The 14,843-nt window shown below is 70.6% G+C and carries 15 protein-coding genes; 11 read left to right on the forward strand and 4 right to left on the reverse strand.

Annotation, left to right across the window (positions count from 1 at the left end; genetic code table 11):
• Positions 1-24 precede the first annotated feature (24 nt).
• The 5 genes from ygfZ to MYMAC_RS30660 all read left to right on the forward strand — a co-directional run bounded on the left by ygfZ (position 25) and on the right by MYMAC_RS30660 (position 3,133).
• Positions 25-1,095, forward strand: a complete 1,071-nt coding sequence (gene ygfZ, locus MYMAC_RS30645; RefSeq protein WP_043710299.1) for a CAF17-like 4Fe-4S cluster assembly/insertion protein YgfZ — start codon at positions 25-27, stop codon at positions 1,093-1,095.
• 31 nt (positions 1,096-1,126) lie between these two features.
• Entirely contained in the window at positions 1,127-1,948 is an 822-nt protein-coding gene (locus tag MYMAC_RS30650; RefSeq protein ID WP_239989108.1) for a hypothetical protein, read from the forward strand.
• Positions 1,949-2,058: 110 nt separating this feature from the next.
• Positions 2,059-2,193, forward strand: a complete 135-nt coding sequence (locus MYMAC_RS38465; RefSeq protein WP_275663047.1) for a hypothetical protein — start codon at positions 2,059-2,061, stop codon at positions 2,191-2,193.
• Positions 2,190-2,648, forward strand: a complete 459-nt coding sequence (locus tag MYMAC_RS30655) for a hypothetical protein (RefSeq protein WP_013938006.1) — start codon at positions 2,190-2,192, stop codon at positions 2,646-2,648. The genes MYMAC_RS38465 and MYMAC_RS30655 overlap by 4 nt, the downstream gene beginning before the upstream one ends.
• Entirely contained in the window at positions 2,645-3,133 is a 489-nt protein-coding gene (locus MYMAC_RS30660; protein ID WP_095960637.1) for a hypothetical protein, read from the forward strand. The genes MYMAC_RS30655 and MYMAC_RS30660 overlap by 4 nt, the downstream gene beginning before the upstream one ends.
• Before the next feature lie 53 nt (positions 3,134-3,186).
• Here the strand turns inward: MYMAC_RS30660 and maiA are convergent, their stop codons facing one another.
• From maiA to MYMAC_RS30675, 3 genes are all read right to left on the reverse strand, one after another.
• Positions 3,187-3,846: a maleylacetoacetate isomerase gene (maiA, locus tag MYMAC_RS30665; RefSeq protein ID WP_095960638.1), complete on the reverse strand. Its 660-nt coding sequence runs from the start codon at positions 3,844-3,846 to the stop codon at positions 3,187-3,189.
• Positions 3,843-4,823 carry a fumarylacetoacetate hydrolase family protein gene (locus MYMAC_RS30670; RefSeq protein ID WP_095960639.1) on the reverse strand — a complete coding sequence of 327 codons (981 nt, stop codon included), beginning with the start codon at positions 4,821-4,823 and terminating at the stop codon, positions 3,843-3,845. The genes maiA and MYMAC_RS30670 overlap by 4 nt, the downstream gene beginning before the upstream one ends.
• A 195-nt stretch (positions 4,824-5,018) precedes the next feature.
• Entirely contained in the window at positions 5,019-5,408 is a 390-nt protein-coding gene (locus MYMAC_RS30675; RefSeq protein ID WP_095960640.1) for a hypothetical protein, read from the reverse strand.
• 215 nt (positions 5,409-5,623) lie between these two features.
• Between MYMAC_RS30675 and MYMAC_RS30680 the strand changes: the two genes are divergently transcribed.
• The 5 genes from MYMAC_RS30680 (at position 5,624) to serA (ending at position 12,836) form a co-directional block, all read left to right on the forward strand.
• Entirely contained in the window at positions 5,624-6,001 is a 378-nt protein-coding gene (locus MYMAC_RS30680; protein WP_095960641.1) for a SpoIIAA family protein, read from the forward strand.
• Between the two features lie 115 nt (positions 6,002-6,116).
• Positions 6,117-7,754 carry a serine protease gene (locus MYMAC_RS30685; protein ID WP_095960642.1) on the forward strand — a complete coding sequence of 546 codons (1,638 nt, stop codon included), beginning with the start codon at positions 6,117-6,119 and terminating at the stop codon, positions 7,752-7,754.
• Positions 7,755-7,908: 154 nt separating this feature from the next.
• Complete coding sequence (locus MYMAC_RS30690; protein WP_238540021.1) at positions 7,909-8,280, forward strand: hypothetical protein; 372 nt, start codon at positions 7,909-7,911, stop codon at positions 8,278-8,280.
• 2 nt (positions 8,281-8,282) lie between these two features.
• On the forward strand, positions 8,283-11,489 hold the full coding sequence (locus MYMAC_RS30695; RefSeq protein WP_095960643.1) for a zinc metalloprotease: 3,207 nt from the start codon (positions 8,283-8,285) through the stop codon (positions 11,487-11,489).
• A 93-nt stretch (positions 11,490-11,582) separates the two neighbouring features.
• Positions 11,583-12,836, forward strand: a complete 1,254-nt coding sequence (gene serA, locus MYMAC_RS30700) for a phosphoglycerate dehydrogenase (RefSeq protein ID WP_013937997.1) — start codon at positions 11,583-11,585, stop codon at positions 12,834-12,836.
• Between the two features lie 12 nt (positions 12,837-12,848).
• Here the strand turns inward: serA and MYMAC_RS30705 are convergent, their stop codons facing one another.
• Positions 12,849-14,255 (reverse strand): FAD-binding oxidoreductase, encoded by a 1,407-nt coding sequence (locus MYMAC_RS30705; RefSeq protein WP_095960644.1) that lies wholly within the window; start codon positions 14,253-14,255, stop codon positions 12,849-12,851.
• A 177-nt stretch (positions 14,256-14,432) separates the two neighbouring features.
• Between MYMAC_RS30705 and MYMAC_RS30710 the strand changes: the two genes are divergently transcribed.
• Entirely contained in the window at positions 14,433-14,810 is a 378-nt protein-coding gene (locus tag MYMAC_RS30710; protein WP_239989109.1) for a hypothetical protein, read from the forward strand.
• Positions 14,811-14,843 lie beyond the last annotated feature (33 nt).

The raw sequence follows: 14,843 nt of genomic DNA on the forward strand, positions 1-14,843 counted from the left end.
CTTCGCCTCTATATAGCGACGGACATGGAACCGCTGTCTCTGCATTTTCTTCACGAGAAGGCGGGCGCCCGCTTCGGCGCAGTGGGCGGCCGGGAAACCGTGGCCGGGTATGGAGACGTGGAGGCAGAGTACCGGGCGGCGAAGACGTCCGCAGTCCTCCATGATGCCTCCTACCGCGAAACCCTCCGAATCACTGGAGAGGACCGGGTCTCCTTCCTACACGGGATGGTCACCCAGGAGGTGAACAACCTGCCCGTGGGCACCGCGGCCTACGCCGCCATGCTTACCGCCAAGGGGGCCATGGTGGCGGATGCCCGCATCCTCAAGCGGGAGACGGACCTGCTGCTGGACCTGGAGCCCGGCACCGGCGCCAAGGTACGGGAGTTCCTGGACAAATACCTCATCTCCGAGGACGCCGAGCTGCACGAGGCCACGGGGGAGCTGGCCCTGCTCCGGCTGCTCGGGCCCCGGACGGCGGAGGTCCTGTCGGCCGCCCTGGGCAGCCCCCATGCGCCGCTGTCCCACCTCGCCGCCCGCGCGGTGACGCTGGCGGGCCAGGAGGTGTGGCTGCTGGGGAACGCCGCCACGGACGCCCACGGGGTGGACGTGTGGGCGCCACGCGCCGGGCTGGAGGCCGTCTGGCGGGCCCTGATGGAGGCCGGCGCCCCCCTCGGCGTGAAGCCCCTGGGCTTCGAGGCCCTGGAGCTGCTGCGCGTGGAGGCCGGCGTGCCCCGGTACGGCCAGGACATGGTGGACACCACCATCCCGCTGGAGGCCAACCTAGCGAGCGCCATCTCCTACAACAAGGGCTGCTACATCGGGCAGGAGGTCATCGCCCGGGCCACCTTCCGCGGCCACATGAACCGCAAGCTGACGGGCCTCTTGCTGGGCGACGTGGACGTGGCCCCCGGCGCCGAGCTGCGTCGCGGGGAGAAGAAGGTGGGCTGGCTGACCAGCGTGGTGCGGTCGCCCGTCGCCGGGCAGCGGGTGGCCCTGGGCTACGTGCACCGGGACTCGCTGGAGCCGGGCACCGAGCTGACCGTGGCGGCGGGGCCCGCCACCGTGAAGGTGGCGTCGCTCCCCTTCTCCGCGTGAAGCAGTCCCAGCATACTGGGTGGCCATGTCCATGGGCTCACCTGGTCCCCTGCTCCGCCCCGCGCTGCTGCTCGCGGCGCTGCCCCTCCTCCTGACGACGGGCTGCTTCAATGTGCAGCAGGACCTCTGGATTGAGCCAGGGGGCTCGGCGCGGCTGGTGGTGGACATGGGGCTGCCCAGGTCGGTGACGGCCCTGGCGCGGCTGGGCGGCGCGGCGGACGCCAGGGCGCAGCTGCTCGCGACGGCCCGCGAGGCCGAGAAGGCGCTGCGCGAGGACCCCGAGGTCACCCAGGTGATGCTCCGGGACTACGAGCAGGAGGGCCAGGTCCACCTCGTCTACGACGTGACGGTGAAGGACGTCACCCGCCTTCCGGACCTGTACCGCCGCGCCGCCGAGAAGCACGCCCAGGGCCAGCAGGCGCCGAACGAGGCGTGGGACTTCCGCATCGAGCGCCAGGGCGGGGACTACGTCTACACCCAGCGCTTCCACCCGGAGAAGGCCTTCGCCGTGCCGCCCGTCGGCACGGGGGACGAGGCCACGGACCAGGCGGCACGGGAGCTCGCGAAGGGCATGGCGAAGGCGATGCTCGTCAACAACCGCCTCACCCTGCGAATCCACGGCCCCGGCATCGGCGAGACGAACGGCACGGTGAACGAGCAGAAGGACACCGTGGAGTGGAAGCTCAACCTGGCGGAGCTGATGGACGCGCCCGCCGAGGGCCGCGAGCTTCGCGCCGTCATCCACGGCGGCGAGCCGCTCTGGCTGTGGCCAGTGGTGCTGGGCGTGCCAGTCGCGGTGCTGCTGCTGACCGTCGCCGCCGCGCGGAAGCGCCGACGGGCCGCCGCCAGATAACGCGGGCGCCCTGACACGCCTGTCACGGCCGCCCCGCCATTCCCGGCCCCGGAACAGTCATTCCGAGGGCTTCGCGCTGGAACGGACCTTGCTGCGGCAGGCGTCCGGGCATGAGACGCGCGGCATCGCTGACCTGGCTGTCCTTCATCACCGGCATGACGGTCATGGCGTCGGAGCTGGCGGCCTCCCGGCTGGTGGCGCCCTCCTTCGGCAGCGGCACGTCGAGCGGGGAGCGCCTGCCATGAAGCGCCTCCCCGCCATGCCGGAGTTCCTCGCGCCGCTGCCGCTGTGCGCGGTGGCGCTGATGGCGGTGAACGACCGCTGGCTCAAGCCCACCTTCCACAACGCCCTCACCGGCAAGCTGTCCGATGTGGCCATCTGCTTCTTCCTCCCGCTCTACGTGTCCGCGCTGCTGGCGCTGGTGACGCGCTGGCCCCGGGCGCGCAGGGTGGCGGTGGGCGCGGGCATCACCGCGTGCCTCTACACCGCGCTCAAGGTCTCCCAGCCCGCGGCGGACCTCTTCTGTGAGCTGCTGCGCCCCCTGGGCGCGCTGCTCGGCATCACCGGCTTCCGGGCCTGGGCGGACCCCACCGACCTCGTCACGTTGCCGCTCATCTGGGCCGCGGTGCGCTACAGCCGCGCCGCCGCCCACGAGCGGCCGCCCCTCTCCGCCTCATCCCCCACTGGAGTCAGCGCGTGAAAGTCATCCTGACGAACCTCGCGGCCACGGCCGCGCTCGCCACCACGGCCGTGCTGCTCATCGCGGACTCGGGCGGCGTCAAGGAGTGCCACCAGGCCGCGCAGGAAGTCACCTTCGACGTGGGCCACAACACCTGCGGAGAGCCGGGCATCCTCCGGGTGGGCACGCCCGACCGCGAGTGCCGCCTCGACGTGGAGGTGGAGGAGCGCACGGGCCTGCCCACGATGGGAGACGTCTACGAGGGCACCGTGGACATCCGCCAGGGCAACAACTGGTACCTGGCGGATACGAATGTCCTCATCACCCTGCAGGCCGACGGTGGCACGCGGCCCGACGACGCCGGCAGCGGGACGCAGGTTCCGGTCAACCGGACCTGCGAGGTCCTCCGCGAAAGCGACATCCTCCGGCTGAAGTGCATCGCGCGCCGGGCGGACCTCGCGAACGAGCAGGTGCACACCTGCGAGGCCGTGCTCACCCCGCGCTGACGGCCCTCACTTGCGGCGGCCACGCCCGGACAGGCGCGGCCGCCGCCCACGACTCAGGCGGGCACCGCGTCCGGCTGCCGGTCGGGCTGGGCGGCCTGGAAGGCGGGCAGCGCCTGGCACTCGGCCTCGATGCGCAGCAGCGTGGGGTACGGCGCCAGGTCCACGCCGAAGCGGCGCGCGCCGTAGAGCTGCGGCACCAGGCACACGTCCGCGAGCGTCACCGCGTCCCCGATGCAGAAGCGCCCCACCGTGGGCTGCACCGCCGCCTCCAGCGCCTCCAGGCCCCGCGCGTTCCAGTAGGCCGACCACGCCTTGTCATCCGCGTGCAGCTCCTGCTTCAGGCGCTGCATCACGGACAGGTTCTGCAGGGGCTGGATGCCGGAGTTCACCATCTCCGCCAGCATCCGGGTCCGGGCGCGCAGGTACGCGTCCGCGGGCAGCAGCGCGGGCGTGGGGAAGCGCTCCTCCAGGTACTCCAGCACCGGCAGGGACTGGGACAGGCGGCGCACCGAGCCGTCCGCCTCCGTCCACTCCAGCGTGGGCAGCGTGCGCATGGGGTTGAGCGCCCGGTACGCGGCGCCGTGCTGCTCGCCGCCGTCCTTCACCAGGTGCACCGGCGCGTAGTCGAACGCCAGGCCCTTGAGGTGCAGGCCGATGCGCACCCGCCACGACGCCGACGAGCGCCAGTAGCTGTAGAGCCGCAGCCCCTTCATGACTTCCGCACCACCTTCTGCGCGATGCGGCCGAACACGCTGCGGCCCTCGGCGTCGAACATCTCGATGTCGATGGTGTCACCCGGCTTCATGAAGGGCGTCTTGGGCCCGCCCTGCTCAATCGTCTCAATCATCCGGCGCTCGGCGAGGCAGGAGATGCCGCGCTCGCGGTCCGCGTTGGACACCGTGCCGCTGCCCAGGATGGTGCCCGCCGTGTAGCTGCGCGTCTTGCACAGGTGCTGGATGAGGTCGAAGAAGGAGAAGTGCATCTCCGGCCCCGCGTCCGTGTCCCCCACCTGCTGCCCGTTGAGCACCGAGCGCAGCCGCAGGTGGATGCGCCCGTCGCGCCAGGCCTCGCCCAGCTCGTCCGGCGTCACCGCGAAGGGGCTGAAGGCCGTGGCCGGCTTGCTCTGGAAGAAGCCGAAGCCCTTGGCCAGCTCGTTGGGGATGAGGTTGCGCAGCGACACGTCGTTGGCCAGCATCAGCAGCTTGACGTGCGGGGCCGCGTCCTCCGCCTTGGTGCCCTGCGGCGTGTCGCCCAGGATGGCGCAGACCTCGCCCTCGAAGTCCAGGCCCCAGGCCTCGTCGGCCAGCGGGATGTCGGCGGTAGGCGCCAGGAAGTCGCCGGAGCCGCCCTGGTACACCAGCGGGTCCGTCTTCAGCGTCTCCGGGGGCTCGGCGCCGCGCGCCTTGCGCACCAGGATGACGTGGTTGAGGTACGCGCTGCCGTCCACCCACTCATAGGCGCGCGGCAGCGGCGCGTGCAGGGCGCTGACGTCCAGCGGCCGGCTCTGCACCGTGCCCGCCTCCAACTGGGCGTCGAGCGCGCGGAGCTGCGGCTCCTTCACCTCCCAGTCATCCAGCGCGGCTTGCAGCGTGAGCGCCACGTTGGTGGCCAGCGCATAGGCCGAGTTGTCCCGCTTGACGACGATGAGGCGGCCGTCACGGGTTCCGTCCTTGAGCGTCGCGAGCTTCAATGCCGGGCTCCCTGGCGGCCTCTGAGGAAAAGGGCCGGCCGCCTGTGATTCCGGGCTTTTCCGCCGGGGCACCGGGGGTGTCAAGCAAGACGGACACGCGCCGCGGGAGAAAAGCGAACGGCCGACATGCCGCGAAAAGAAGCGCACGGGCGGAACCGGCCGCCCGTGCGCTCCTGACTGCGTCGCTTCAGTCACTCACGCCCGGAGCGGATTCACGGCCTCCGGGCAGTGCCAATACGTGTACTCGCAGGCCTCCTGCGCGGCATCGCAGGGCACCTGGATGATGGTGATGGCCTGGCACGGGTGGCGCGGAGCCTCATGCGGGCCTCCGCCCCTCGTGCGGCCTTCGTCGGGGACACCCCCCTGGGCCTCCAGCGCGTCCTTCGCGTCTGGAGGCGGCGTCACGCCCGCCTGCGGGACGGGAGCGGAGGCGCCCTTCGCCGGGCCTCCGCGGCCCTTGCGAGAAGCCCCGCGCGAGTCCTGACGCGACTCCTGCGTGGCGACCACCGGCGGAGCCGTCACCACCGGCAGCAGGCCCGGGGCGGCGCCCAGCACCGCGCCCAGGACGTACAACTTCGTGTTCATGAAACCCCCTTGCCGGGTGCGACCGCCGTCGCGCCCCTTCGGCGCGCCGGTACCGGAGCAGCGGCAGGGACGTCAGTACCAGGTGGGTCTGACATTCCCTGCCCTTCCGGACAGGGCCGGGGAGGCGCCGCTGGCGTGCCCCATCCGGCCCCCCGCTCTAGACGTGTCAGCGGCTGCGGCTAGGATGGCGCGCCCGCCCGGAGCCCGTCACCGTCATGCCATTCCAGATCACCGTTCACGCGCAGGACCGCATCCTCGAGGTTGTCTACCCCCCGCAAGTCACGACCGCGGCCCTGGCCGAGTACCTGGCCGACGTGAAGAAGGCCATCACCGACCTGGATGGTGAGTGGTCCGCCCTGGTGGACCAGTCCCAGCTCCGGGTGATGCCCAGCGACGTGGTGACGGCCATGGCCAGCCTCAACGCCTTCGCCCAGCTCCACGGCATGAAGCGCTCCGCCCGGGTCGTCACTGACGCCCCCTCCGGGCTCCAGGCCTGGCGCATGACGAAGCGGGCCATGCTGAGCATCCCCACCCGCACCTTCGAGACGCGGGGGGAGGCCCTCCAGTGGCTGCGCGACCCCGACGCGGACTGAAGACGCCCGCGGGCTCGTCCGCCAGCAGACAGCAGGAACGCCTTTTTTCACCTATATTGCGGCAGCCCGCCCCGGACGGGGTGGGCCTCACATCTCCCGTAGGAGTGGTTGTCTCATGCGTATCCCCCGGACCGACGCCCGCAGGAAGCTGCTCGGCGCGCTGTTGTGTACCTTCTCCGTCGCGGCCTGTGGCCCGGCCACGGAGGGCGAGCCGGCTGGCAGCGGTTCCGCCGAGCAGCCCGTCGTCTATGGCAACGACGACCGGATGGACGTGTACGAGCACCCCGACGCCACCTTGCGGCAGTACGCCATGCAGGCCAGCGCCGTCATGGTCGACCCGTACGAGATTGACGACTCGGACCCCAACAACGTCGTCTTCACCAGCCCCACCCTGGGCGAGTGGGTCAACCTCTGCTCGGGCCAGCGCTTCATCGACGACCCGTCGCCGGGCTACTGCTCGGGCACGCTCATCGACGATGACCTCCTGCTGACCGCCGGCCACTGCGTGACGGGCGCCGCCGACTGCCGGGACTTCAAGTGGGCCTTCAACTTCTTCCGCCCCGCCCAGAACGTCCTGCAGACCATGACCACGCAGGACATCTTCGGCTGCAAGGAGATTGTCGTGCGGAAGGAGCAGACCATCGGTGGCCGCGAGCTGGACTACGCCATCATCCGGCTGGACCGCTCGGCGGCGCCGCGCTTCACCCCCGCGCCCGTCCGCCGGAGCAACACGGGCCTGGAGGTGGGCACCAGCGTGGCCGTCATCGGCTCGGGCAGCGGCATCCCGCTCAAGATTGACTCGGGCGGCAAGGTGCGCACCAGCCGCGCCAGCACGATGGACTACTTCATCGCCACCACCGACACCTTCGGCGGCAACTCCGGCTCGGCCGTCTACGACATGACGGACCACACCATCGCCGGCATCCTCGTCCGCGGCGCCACGGACTACGTCTACCAGGGGAGCTGCCGCGTCGTGAACGTGTGCGCGGAGACCGGCTGCAGCGGCGAGGACATCACCTACGTCAACCCGGCCGTCGACGAGTTCTGCGCCAGCCACAGCAGCGTCCGGCTGTGCGACAGCACGCCGCCGCCGCAGACGTCCTTCGACTTCACGGCCAGCGACACCGCCAACGCCACCGTGAACACCACCCGCCACACGGTGGAGCTCACGGCCGGTCAGAGCCTCACCGTGGGCACCTGCGGCGTGACGGGCGCCAGCGCCACCGGCGACACCTGGCTGCGCGTCAACGGCCCCAGCGGCACGGAAATCGCCTCCAGCGATGACGGCTGCGCCGAGGGCCGGGGCTCCTATGTCACCCTCACCGCCGGGGCCGCCGGGGCGTACGAAATCATCGCGGGTTGCTTCAGCGACACCGCCTGCAGCGGCACGGTGGCGTGGAGCATCGGCACGGCGACCCCGCCGGCCTCCTCCGGCACCTTCAGCTACAGCTCGGTCAACTCCAACAGCGCGCGGCAGAACACCACCAACGAGGACGTCACCCTCACCGCGGGCCAGCGCATCGCCTTTGGCACCTGCAACGTGGCGGGCGCCTCCGGCACGGGTGACTCGTTCCTCCGCCTGTACAACGCCGCCGGCGCGCAGGTGAAGTTCAACGACGACGGCGCCGGCTGCGGCAGCCTGTCCCACGCGACCTACACGGTGCCGGCGAACGCGGGCGGCACGTACCAGCTTCGCGCGGGCTGCTACGGCAACACGAGCTGCAGCGGCACGGTGGGCTGGAGCATCCAGTAGTCCTGGCGCATCCATGACGTGAGCACGGCGGGGCGCGTCACTCCCTCTGGAGTGGCCGCCCCGCTGTCGCGTCGGGCCTCCCGCGCGCGGTTGAAGGCCCTCCCCGCAAAACGTTAAAATCCTCACATTCCGCATTTCAGCCTGGAGGGGCGCGGTGCTGAGGATTCGCCCCGAGCAGATGGTGTGCCTCGACGCGACGGTGCGCGGCGCCTACGTGAGCAGCGTGGTGCGCTTCCTGCGGGCGCAGCTCCCCCGGGAGAGCGGCGGCCTGGGGGAGCGCGAGCTGCGCGCCCAGGCGGAGCGCGGCATCGACGCGGCGGCCCGGCACGGCATCACCGCCCGCTGGGACGTGGCGCGCTTCATCGCCTGCCAGCTCTGCCTGGGCGAGCACTTCGACACGGACCCGGCCCATGCCTGGCCCCAGGCCGTGCTCGCGCGGCCGTACCTGACGCCCTCCCGGAAGATGGACTGGATTGAGCGCCACTACCTGCGGCCGTACCGCGGGCGCTCGCCAGCCGTGCCCTGACGATGCCCTACCTCCCCCTTCGCTGTGACTGGACGCACTTCGCGCCCTCCCAGGAGACGCTCGCCGTCACCTACGACCCGCCGGATGCGGGCAGGCTCGTCTCCGTCCGGCTGGAGGTGCGCGACCACGCCAATGTCCTGGTGTACCGCTCGGACGCGCTCGACTGTCAGGGAGGGCCCGCGGCCGTCACGTGGACAGGCGCGCTGAACGTGGGCAACGACGCCGTCCAGGAGCCCTTCGCCACGCCGCTGCGCGCGCCCTACACGCTCCAGGTCGACGCCGTCATTGAACCGGAGGCGCGTGAGGGGCTCCGTCAGCCGGAGGACCTGCCCAACACCGGGTTGGACCCGGTGATGGCCTGCGAGGCCCGGCGCGACCAGTCCCTCCCGGAGGAGGAGGCGCGGGCGCTGCCGCCTCCGCCGCCCACCACCGCGCGGGTCGACGTCCTCTATCATTCGGTGGAGGTCGTCCGCGGCCCCTGGCTGGCCACCGGAGAAGCGCTCACGCGAGGCACCCACGCCAGCATCTGCCACAAGCTCAACCAGCTCGGGTACTACGCCGGGCCTCCGGCGCGCGCGGCGGCGGGCACCACGGACCTGCTCGACAAGGCCAAGGAGCGCTTCCGGCGCAATCACGGCGACCTGCGCATCATCGCCGCGCCCACGAACGCCAACTTCGAGGACGCGCTGGACGGCGCGCTGGGCCACGCCCACGGCGCCCTCCCGACGCTGACGGACGACCAGAGCGCGCCCATCGCGGAAGGGACCGCCATCCCCCAGGGGAACAACGACCCGCTGCGTGTCTATGTGGAGGCCGTCGGGTTCGACGAAGACCTGGCCAACCAGACGGACGAATTCCTGCGGCAGATTCCCCCCAACCGGAGCCGCGGCGCCATCAACTGGAGCGCGCTCCACAACAAGACGGCGAGCGAGGCCGCCAAGCTCAACCGCCCGCTCGTGCCGCTGGAGGCGGTCATCTACCTCAAGGGCCACGATGACCGCCGCGTCGCCGCCCCACGCGCGGTGGGCGAGGTCCGGGTGGACTGGTCCGCGGACGAGCCCGGCGAGGACCTCTCACACCTGCCCCTGAACGACCGCGTCCATACGGGGACGCGGACCTACGTCGGCCGCGTCCTGCGCAGCAACCACGTCGACCTCCACCACGACGGCGGCACCAACTGCCCGGCGGCCTATGGGGGCATCCGCACCGCGGCGAACAACTTCCGCAACCCCTTCTGGCGCGAGCCGCAGCCCTACGCGCCCCATGCCGTGCCCACCGAGGACGCCGCCGCGGCGACAATCTGGGTCCCCGCCTACACGAACGACGGCGCGCATCCGAACCGCGTGGGACGCGCTGGCGTCTACCTCCAGCCCTCATTGATTGCGGGCGACCGGTACAAGGTCCGCGCGCGGCTCAGCTATCAGGGCCGCCCCAACGCCATGGCGCTGGAGGCCGCCAACCCCGTCTGCCAGTACGAGACGAAGCCCATCGTCGTCTGGCGCCGGGTGGAGGTCTTCGGAGTCGTTGGCTGGCCCCTTCGCAACCATGGCGCGCTGCCAGCGAAGTGCCAGGCGCGCTACGCCGAGTCCTTCCTGCGGGTCGACTTCTCCCGGACCCGGTACCAGGCCATCACCGCGGTGCTCACCCACCAGGACTACGTGGACTGGCTGGCCCACATCGAGGTCCACGCCACCCCGGTCATCGGTCCGCTCAGGGCGGTGCTCGACGCAACCACCCTCCATGACGCCTGCCCCATCGTGCTGCGGAACCCGAACGCGGCGCTGAGCTCGGGCCAGAAGAACAACCTCTACTTCTTCACCAACAACATGTTCAGCGAGCTGGTCAGCGCGCCCAACGTCCCCAGCGCCGGGGGATTCCTGCTCGACCGCATCGCCCAGCGGATGCGCACCGGGCATGCGCCCTGCGGCGGCATCATCATGCTGGAGTACAAGCTGTCGGACGACATCAAGGAGGCGCTCCGGACCTCCGACGGCGGCGACGTGCCCACGACGTCGAACGGCAACGGCGCCCTGATGGGCATCATCGACCAGGACGTGAACGCGAACGCCGACTTCGTCTTCACCCACGAGGTGGGCCACTGCTTCTGGCTGACCCACCACGAGGCCGCCTCGGGGGTGGTGCCGCAGCACCATGACCAGTTCGACCACAACTGCATGATGAGCTACCCGGACTGGGACGGGCGACGGCCCCAGTACCCGCACCAGGCGCCGGCCACGTTCGACCCGCACTTCTGCGGCAAGTGCAACCTCAAGCTGCGGGGCTGGGACATCACCCACGCCGACATCCTGGCGCTCGACCAGCCCACGTTCCCGGACCAGCTCTCCGCCCTCTTCTATTACGACCGCGCCGACCCCGGGCTCCGGTGGGACGTCGAGCTGGCGCACGTGCAGGACGCCTTCACCCGTGTCTCCCGCGGGCTGTTCCGGGAGCGCTTCTTCGACCGGAACGCGGACTTCGACACGTGGATGACGGACCTGGGGAACTGCGACATCTACCACCACGTCACCCACGGCAACGTCCGCTGCGCGAAGCACAAGGTGCGAGTGGCCTCCATGGGCACGGCCGTTCCCCGCTACCCGACGTGGTGCAGGAATGACGGCGCCAAGGTGAACCGGCTCAGCGCCGAGGAGCGGGACCTCTGCACGCGCACGGGCTTCGCCCCGGCCCCGCTCACGGAATGGGCGAAGTCCTCCCTCATCACCCCGAAGACGTACTGGCATGACCTGAGCAGCGTCATCCAATGGACCGTGGACCTCAACGACTCCAGCCAGGACATCGAGTTCACCTACGAGCAGCTTCAACAGGCCTTCAAGCAGGGCCGGAAGGCGCCACGCCTGCTCGCCTTCTTCAGCTCGTGCCTGCTGGGTTGGGAGCGGCGCTTCGCCGAGCTCTTCATCAGCCGGGGCACGCCCTACGTCATCGCCTTCCGCAGCCGCTACCAGACCACCCAGGCGCTGCCGTTCAGCCAGCGGTTCTACCGGGTCCTCCGGGACAACGACTTCGCGCCTGACGCCATCCAGCGCGCCTTCATGACGGCCGCGGGGGACCACCCCCACGCGGAGCCCTGCCTCTTCACGGCCCAGGGCATCACCCGCTGCAGCGCCGCGACCCGAGGCGGGCAGGCGGCGTTCCAAGGCTGCGATTGGAGCAGCGACGCCTTCGACGCCCCGCGCTTCCCCAACCCCTGACCCACGGCCGGGGGCCGGCCCGCCGTCCACTGCCGTGCCGCCTCTCCATCCCACCCTTGACAGCCCCAGGGCCCAGGTCTAACGCAAGGCGCCATGAGCACTCCCCAGTTCCCGCCCTCTCCGACGCGCGCCATCAGCAGTGAAGGCCCCTTCCGAGCCCTGCTGCTGGAGAACATCCACCCGTCCGCGGGGGAGATGCTGGCCGCCGAGGGCTTCCAGGTGGAGCGCGTCTCCTCCGCCCTCAAGCCGGACGAGCTGGCGGAGCGGTTGAAGGGCGTGCACCTGCTGGGCATCCGCAGCAAGACGACGGTGCCGCTGGCCGCGCTGGCGCACGCGGAGGACCTGCTCGCCATTGGCGCCTTCTGCATCGGCACCAACCAGGTGGACCTGACGTCCGCCAACACGCACGGCATCCCCGTCTTCAACGCGCCCTTCAGCAACACGCGCAGCGTGGCGGAGATGGTCATCGCGGAAATCATCGTCCTGACGCGGCAGCTCTTCGACCGCAGCCGGGAGGTCCACGCGGGCCAGTGGCGCAAGGTGGCCACCGGCAGCCATGAGGTGCGCGGCAAGACGCTGGGCATCATCGGCTACGGCCACATCGGCTCGCAGCTCGGCATCATCGCCGAGGCGCTGGGCATGCGCGTGCTCTACTTCGACGTGATGACCAAGCTGCCGCTGGGCAACGCGCAGCCGTCCGTCACCCTGGAGGAGCTGCTCGGCGCGTCCGACTTCGTCACCCTGCACGTGCCCGCGCTGCCCACCACGCACATGATGATGGGCGCCGAGCAGATCGCGCAGATGAAGAAGGGCGCGTGCCTCATCAACGCCAGCCGCGGCACGGTGGTGGACATCGACGCGCTGGCCCGCGCGCTCCAGTCCAAGCACCTGGGCGGCGCCGCGGTGGACGTCTACCCGGAGGAGCCGGAGAGCAACTCGGACGGCTTCGTCACCGCGCTCCAGGGCCTGCCCAACGTGGTGCTCACGCCGCACATCGGCGGGTCCACGGAGGAGGCCCAGGCCTCCATCGGCAAGGAGGTGGCCACCAGCCTGCTGAAGTACTTCAAGGCGGGCGCCAGCACGGGCGCGGTGAACTTCCCGCACATCGAGGCGCCGCTCATCCCCGGCACGCACCGCATCCTCAACGTGCACCGCAACATCCCGGGCGTGCTGCGCGACATCAACCGCATCGTCTCCGACCTCAACGCCAACATCCACGCCCAGGTGCTCAGCACGGACGCCAACATCGGCTACCTGCTGATGGACCTGGACCAGGACGTCTCCACCCCGGTGTGCGAGGCCATCGCCGGGCTGCAGACGGACATCAAGACGCGCATCCTGTCCTGACGTCCGGCGCCCTCAGGCATCCACGACCTTGCCCGGGTTGAGGATGCCCTGGGGGTCCAGCGCCCGCTTGAGGGTGCGCAGCAGGGCCAGCTCCGCCGCCGTGCGCGAGTAGCCCAGGGAGTCCTTCTTCAGCAGGCCCACGCCGTGCTCGGCGGAGATGCTCCCGCCGTGCTTCCGCACCAGCTCGAACAGGGTGGGGTCCGCCTGCTTCGTGTGGGCGAGGAACTCCGCCTTGTCCATGGCGTCCGGCTTCATCACGTTGACGTGCAGGTTGCCGTCGCCGATGTGGCCGAAGAGGCAGATTTCCCAGCCCGGGTAGCGCGCGCTGAAGACGGCCTCCAGCTCCGCGCAGAAGGCCTCCAGCCCCGCCACCGGCAGGGAGATGTCGTTCTTGTGCGGCAAGCCGGTGGCGGAGAGGCTCTCGCTGATGCCCTCCCGCAGCGCCCACAGCTCTGCCGCCTGGGCCGCGCCCTGGGCCTGGACGCCGTCCGTCACCAGCTCGCGCTCGAAGAGCGAGCCCAGCCAGCCCTCCACCGCCGCGGCGTCCTTCGCCTCCGCCTCCAGCAGCACGTAGCACGCGCTGGGCGTCTCGAAGGGCGGGCGCAGCTTGCGGTGGCGGCCCAGGCGCGCCATGCACCTGTCGGTGAAGAACTCGTAGGCGGAGATGCTGAAGGCGCTCTGCCGGCGCGCGTCGCGGAACAGCCGCAGCACCGCGGCCACGTCCGGCACCGCGAAGAGGAACACGTCCTGCTTGCCGGGGAGCTGCGTGAGCTTGAGGGTGGCCTCGGTGATGACGCCCAGGGTGCCCTCGCTGCCGATGAAGAGCTGGCGCAGGTCCGTGCCGGTGTTGTTCTTCTCCAGCGCGCCGTTGAGCTCCAGCACCTCGCCCTGGGCCGTGACCACCTGGAGCCCCAGCACCCACTGCCGCGTCAGGCCGTAGCGGATGACCTTCACCCCGCCCGCGTTGGTGGCGATGTTGCCGCCCACCGTGCTGGAGCCCTTGGAGGCGAAGTCCACCGGCCAGGTGAGGCCGTGCTCGGCGCAGTGGTGGTGCACCGCCTCCGTCACCGCGCCCGCCTGCACGCGCACCGTGTTGCCGAGCAGGTCCACCGGCCCCATGCGGTTCATCCGCTGGAGCGACAGGACCAGCTCGCCCCGGGCCGCCACCGCGCCGCCGGCCAGCCCGGTCCGGCCGCCGGAGGGCACCACGGCGATGTGGTGCTGATGGCACAGGGCCAGCAGCCGGGCGACCTCGTCCGTCGTCCGGGGGAGCGCCACCGCGGCGGGGGCGGGGGTGTAGACGCGCGTCCAGTCACGGCCGTACTCCTGGAGCTCCCCTGGCTCCCGGGTGAGGAAGTCGGCGGGGAAGCCCTCGGTGATGGCCTGGAGGAAGTCGGCGGGGAGCGCGGCGGTGGACATGCCTCTAGGCGTATTGCAGCCGCATGGCCGTGACAAGGTGCAGCACGGGCCGGGTGTTGGGCGGGGGCGTTCGCGCCGGGACGCGCCGAATCCGCCAAGGAATCGAACGGAAGGCGTATAGGGCGTGGGCTCATGGCGGAATCCGCCCGTTTTCAGCCCCTCCGAGAGGAACCTCTTATGTCGAAGTCCCTGTCCCGGCGCATCCAGGCCCTTTCCCTGCTCGCGGCCGTTGCACTGGCTCCGACCGCGCTCGCGGAACAGGCTCCAATGGGTCGGCCCTATGTCTTCGCGACAGTGGACGACTACACCGTCAGGCTTGATGGCTACATCGAGGTCACGGGCGTGATCCAAGGCGAGGCGGCCCCTCGCACCGTGACCTTCTGGGTCTCGCCGAATATTGGCGCAGGGGTGAATTTCCAGGCGATGAGTAGCCGCTGCGACCGGATGGCCATGCTCACCATGGCCAAGCCTGGCGCCTACCTGTTCACCATGTCGGTGGAAGAGCAGCAGAACTACTACCGTCAGTTCGTCTGCAAGCTGACCCGCCTCCCCTGACGCCCCACGGACTCACGGACGAAACGGACGGCT

Origin of the sequence: Corallococcus macrosporus DSM 14697, assembly GCF_002305895.1 — a bacterium.
GTDB classification, from domain to species: Bacteria; Myxococcota; Myxococcia; order Myxococcales; family Myxococcaceae; genus Myxococcus; species Myxococcus macrosporus.

Bases quoted from the DNA above. Each gene is read 5' to 3' on its own strand.
- ygfZ (WP_043710299.1), top strand. From the start codon at position 25: ATGGAACCGCTGTCTCTGCATTTTCTTCACGAGAAGGCGGGCGCCCGC.
- MYMAC_RS30650 (WP_239989108.1), top strand. From the start codon at position 1,127: ATGGGCTCACCTGGTCCCCTGCTCCGCCCCGCGCTGCTGCTCGCGGCG.
- MYMAC_RS38465 (WP_275663047.1), top strand. From the start codon at position 2,059: ATGAGACGCGCGGCATCGCTGACCTGGCTGTCCTTCATCACCGGCATG.
- MYMAC_RS30655 (WP_013938006.1), top strand. From the start codon at position 2,190: ATGAAGCGCCTCCCCGCCATGCCGGAGTTCCTCGCGCCGCTGCCGCTG.
- maiA (WP_095960638.1), bottom strand. From the start codon at position 3,846: ATGAAGGGGCTGCGGCTCTACAGCTACTGGCGCTCGTCGGCGTCGTGG.
- MYMAC_RS30675 (WP_095960640.1), bottom strand. From the start codon at position 5,408: ATGAACACGAAGTTGTACGTCCTGGGCGCGGTGCTGGGCGCCGCCCCG.
- MYMAC_RS30680 (WP_095960641.1), top strand. From the start codon at position 5,624: ATGCCATTCCAGATCACCGTTCACGCGCAGGACCGCATCCTCGAGGTT.
- MYMAC_RS30685 (WP_095960642.1), top strand. From the start codon at position 6,117: ATGCGTATCCCCCGGACCGACGCCCGCAGGAAGCTGCTCGGCGCGCTG.
- MYMAC_RS30695 (WP_095960643.1), top strand. From the start codon at position 8,283: ATGCCCTACCTCCCCCTTCGCTGTGACTGGACGCACTTCGCGCCCTCC.
- serA (WP_013937997.1), top strand. From the start codon at position 11,583: ATGAGCACTCCCCAGTTCCCGCCCTCTCCGACGCGCGCCATCAGCAGT.
- MYMAC_RS30705 (WP_095960644.1), bottom strand. From the start codon at position 14,255: ATGTCCACCGCCGCGCTCCCCGCCGACTTCCTCCAGGCCATCACCGAG.
- MYMAC_RS30710 (WP_239989109.1), top strand. From the start codon at position 14,433: ATGTCGAAGTCCCTGTCCCGGCGCATCCAGGCCCTTTCCCTGCTCGCG.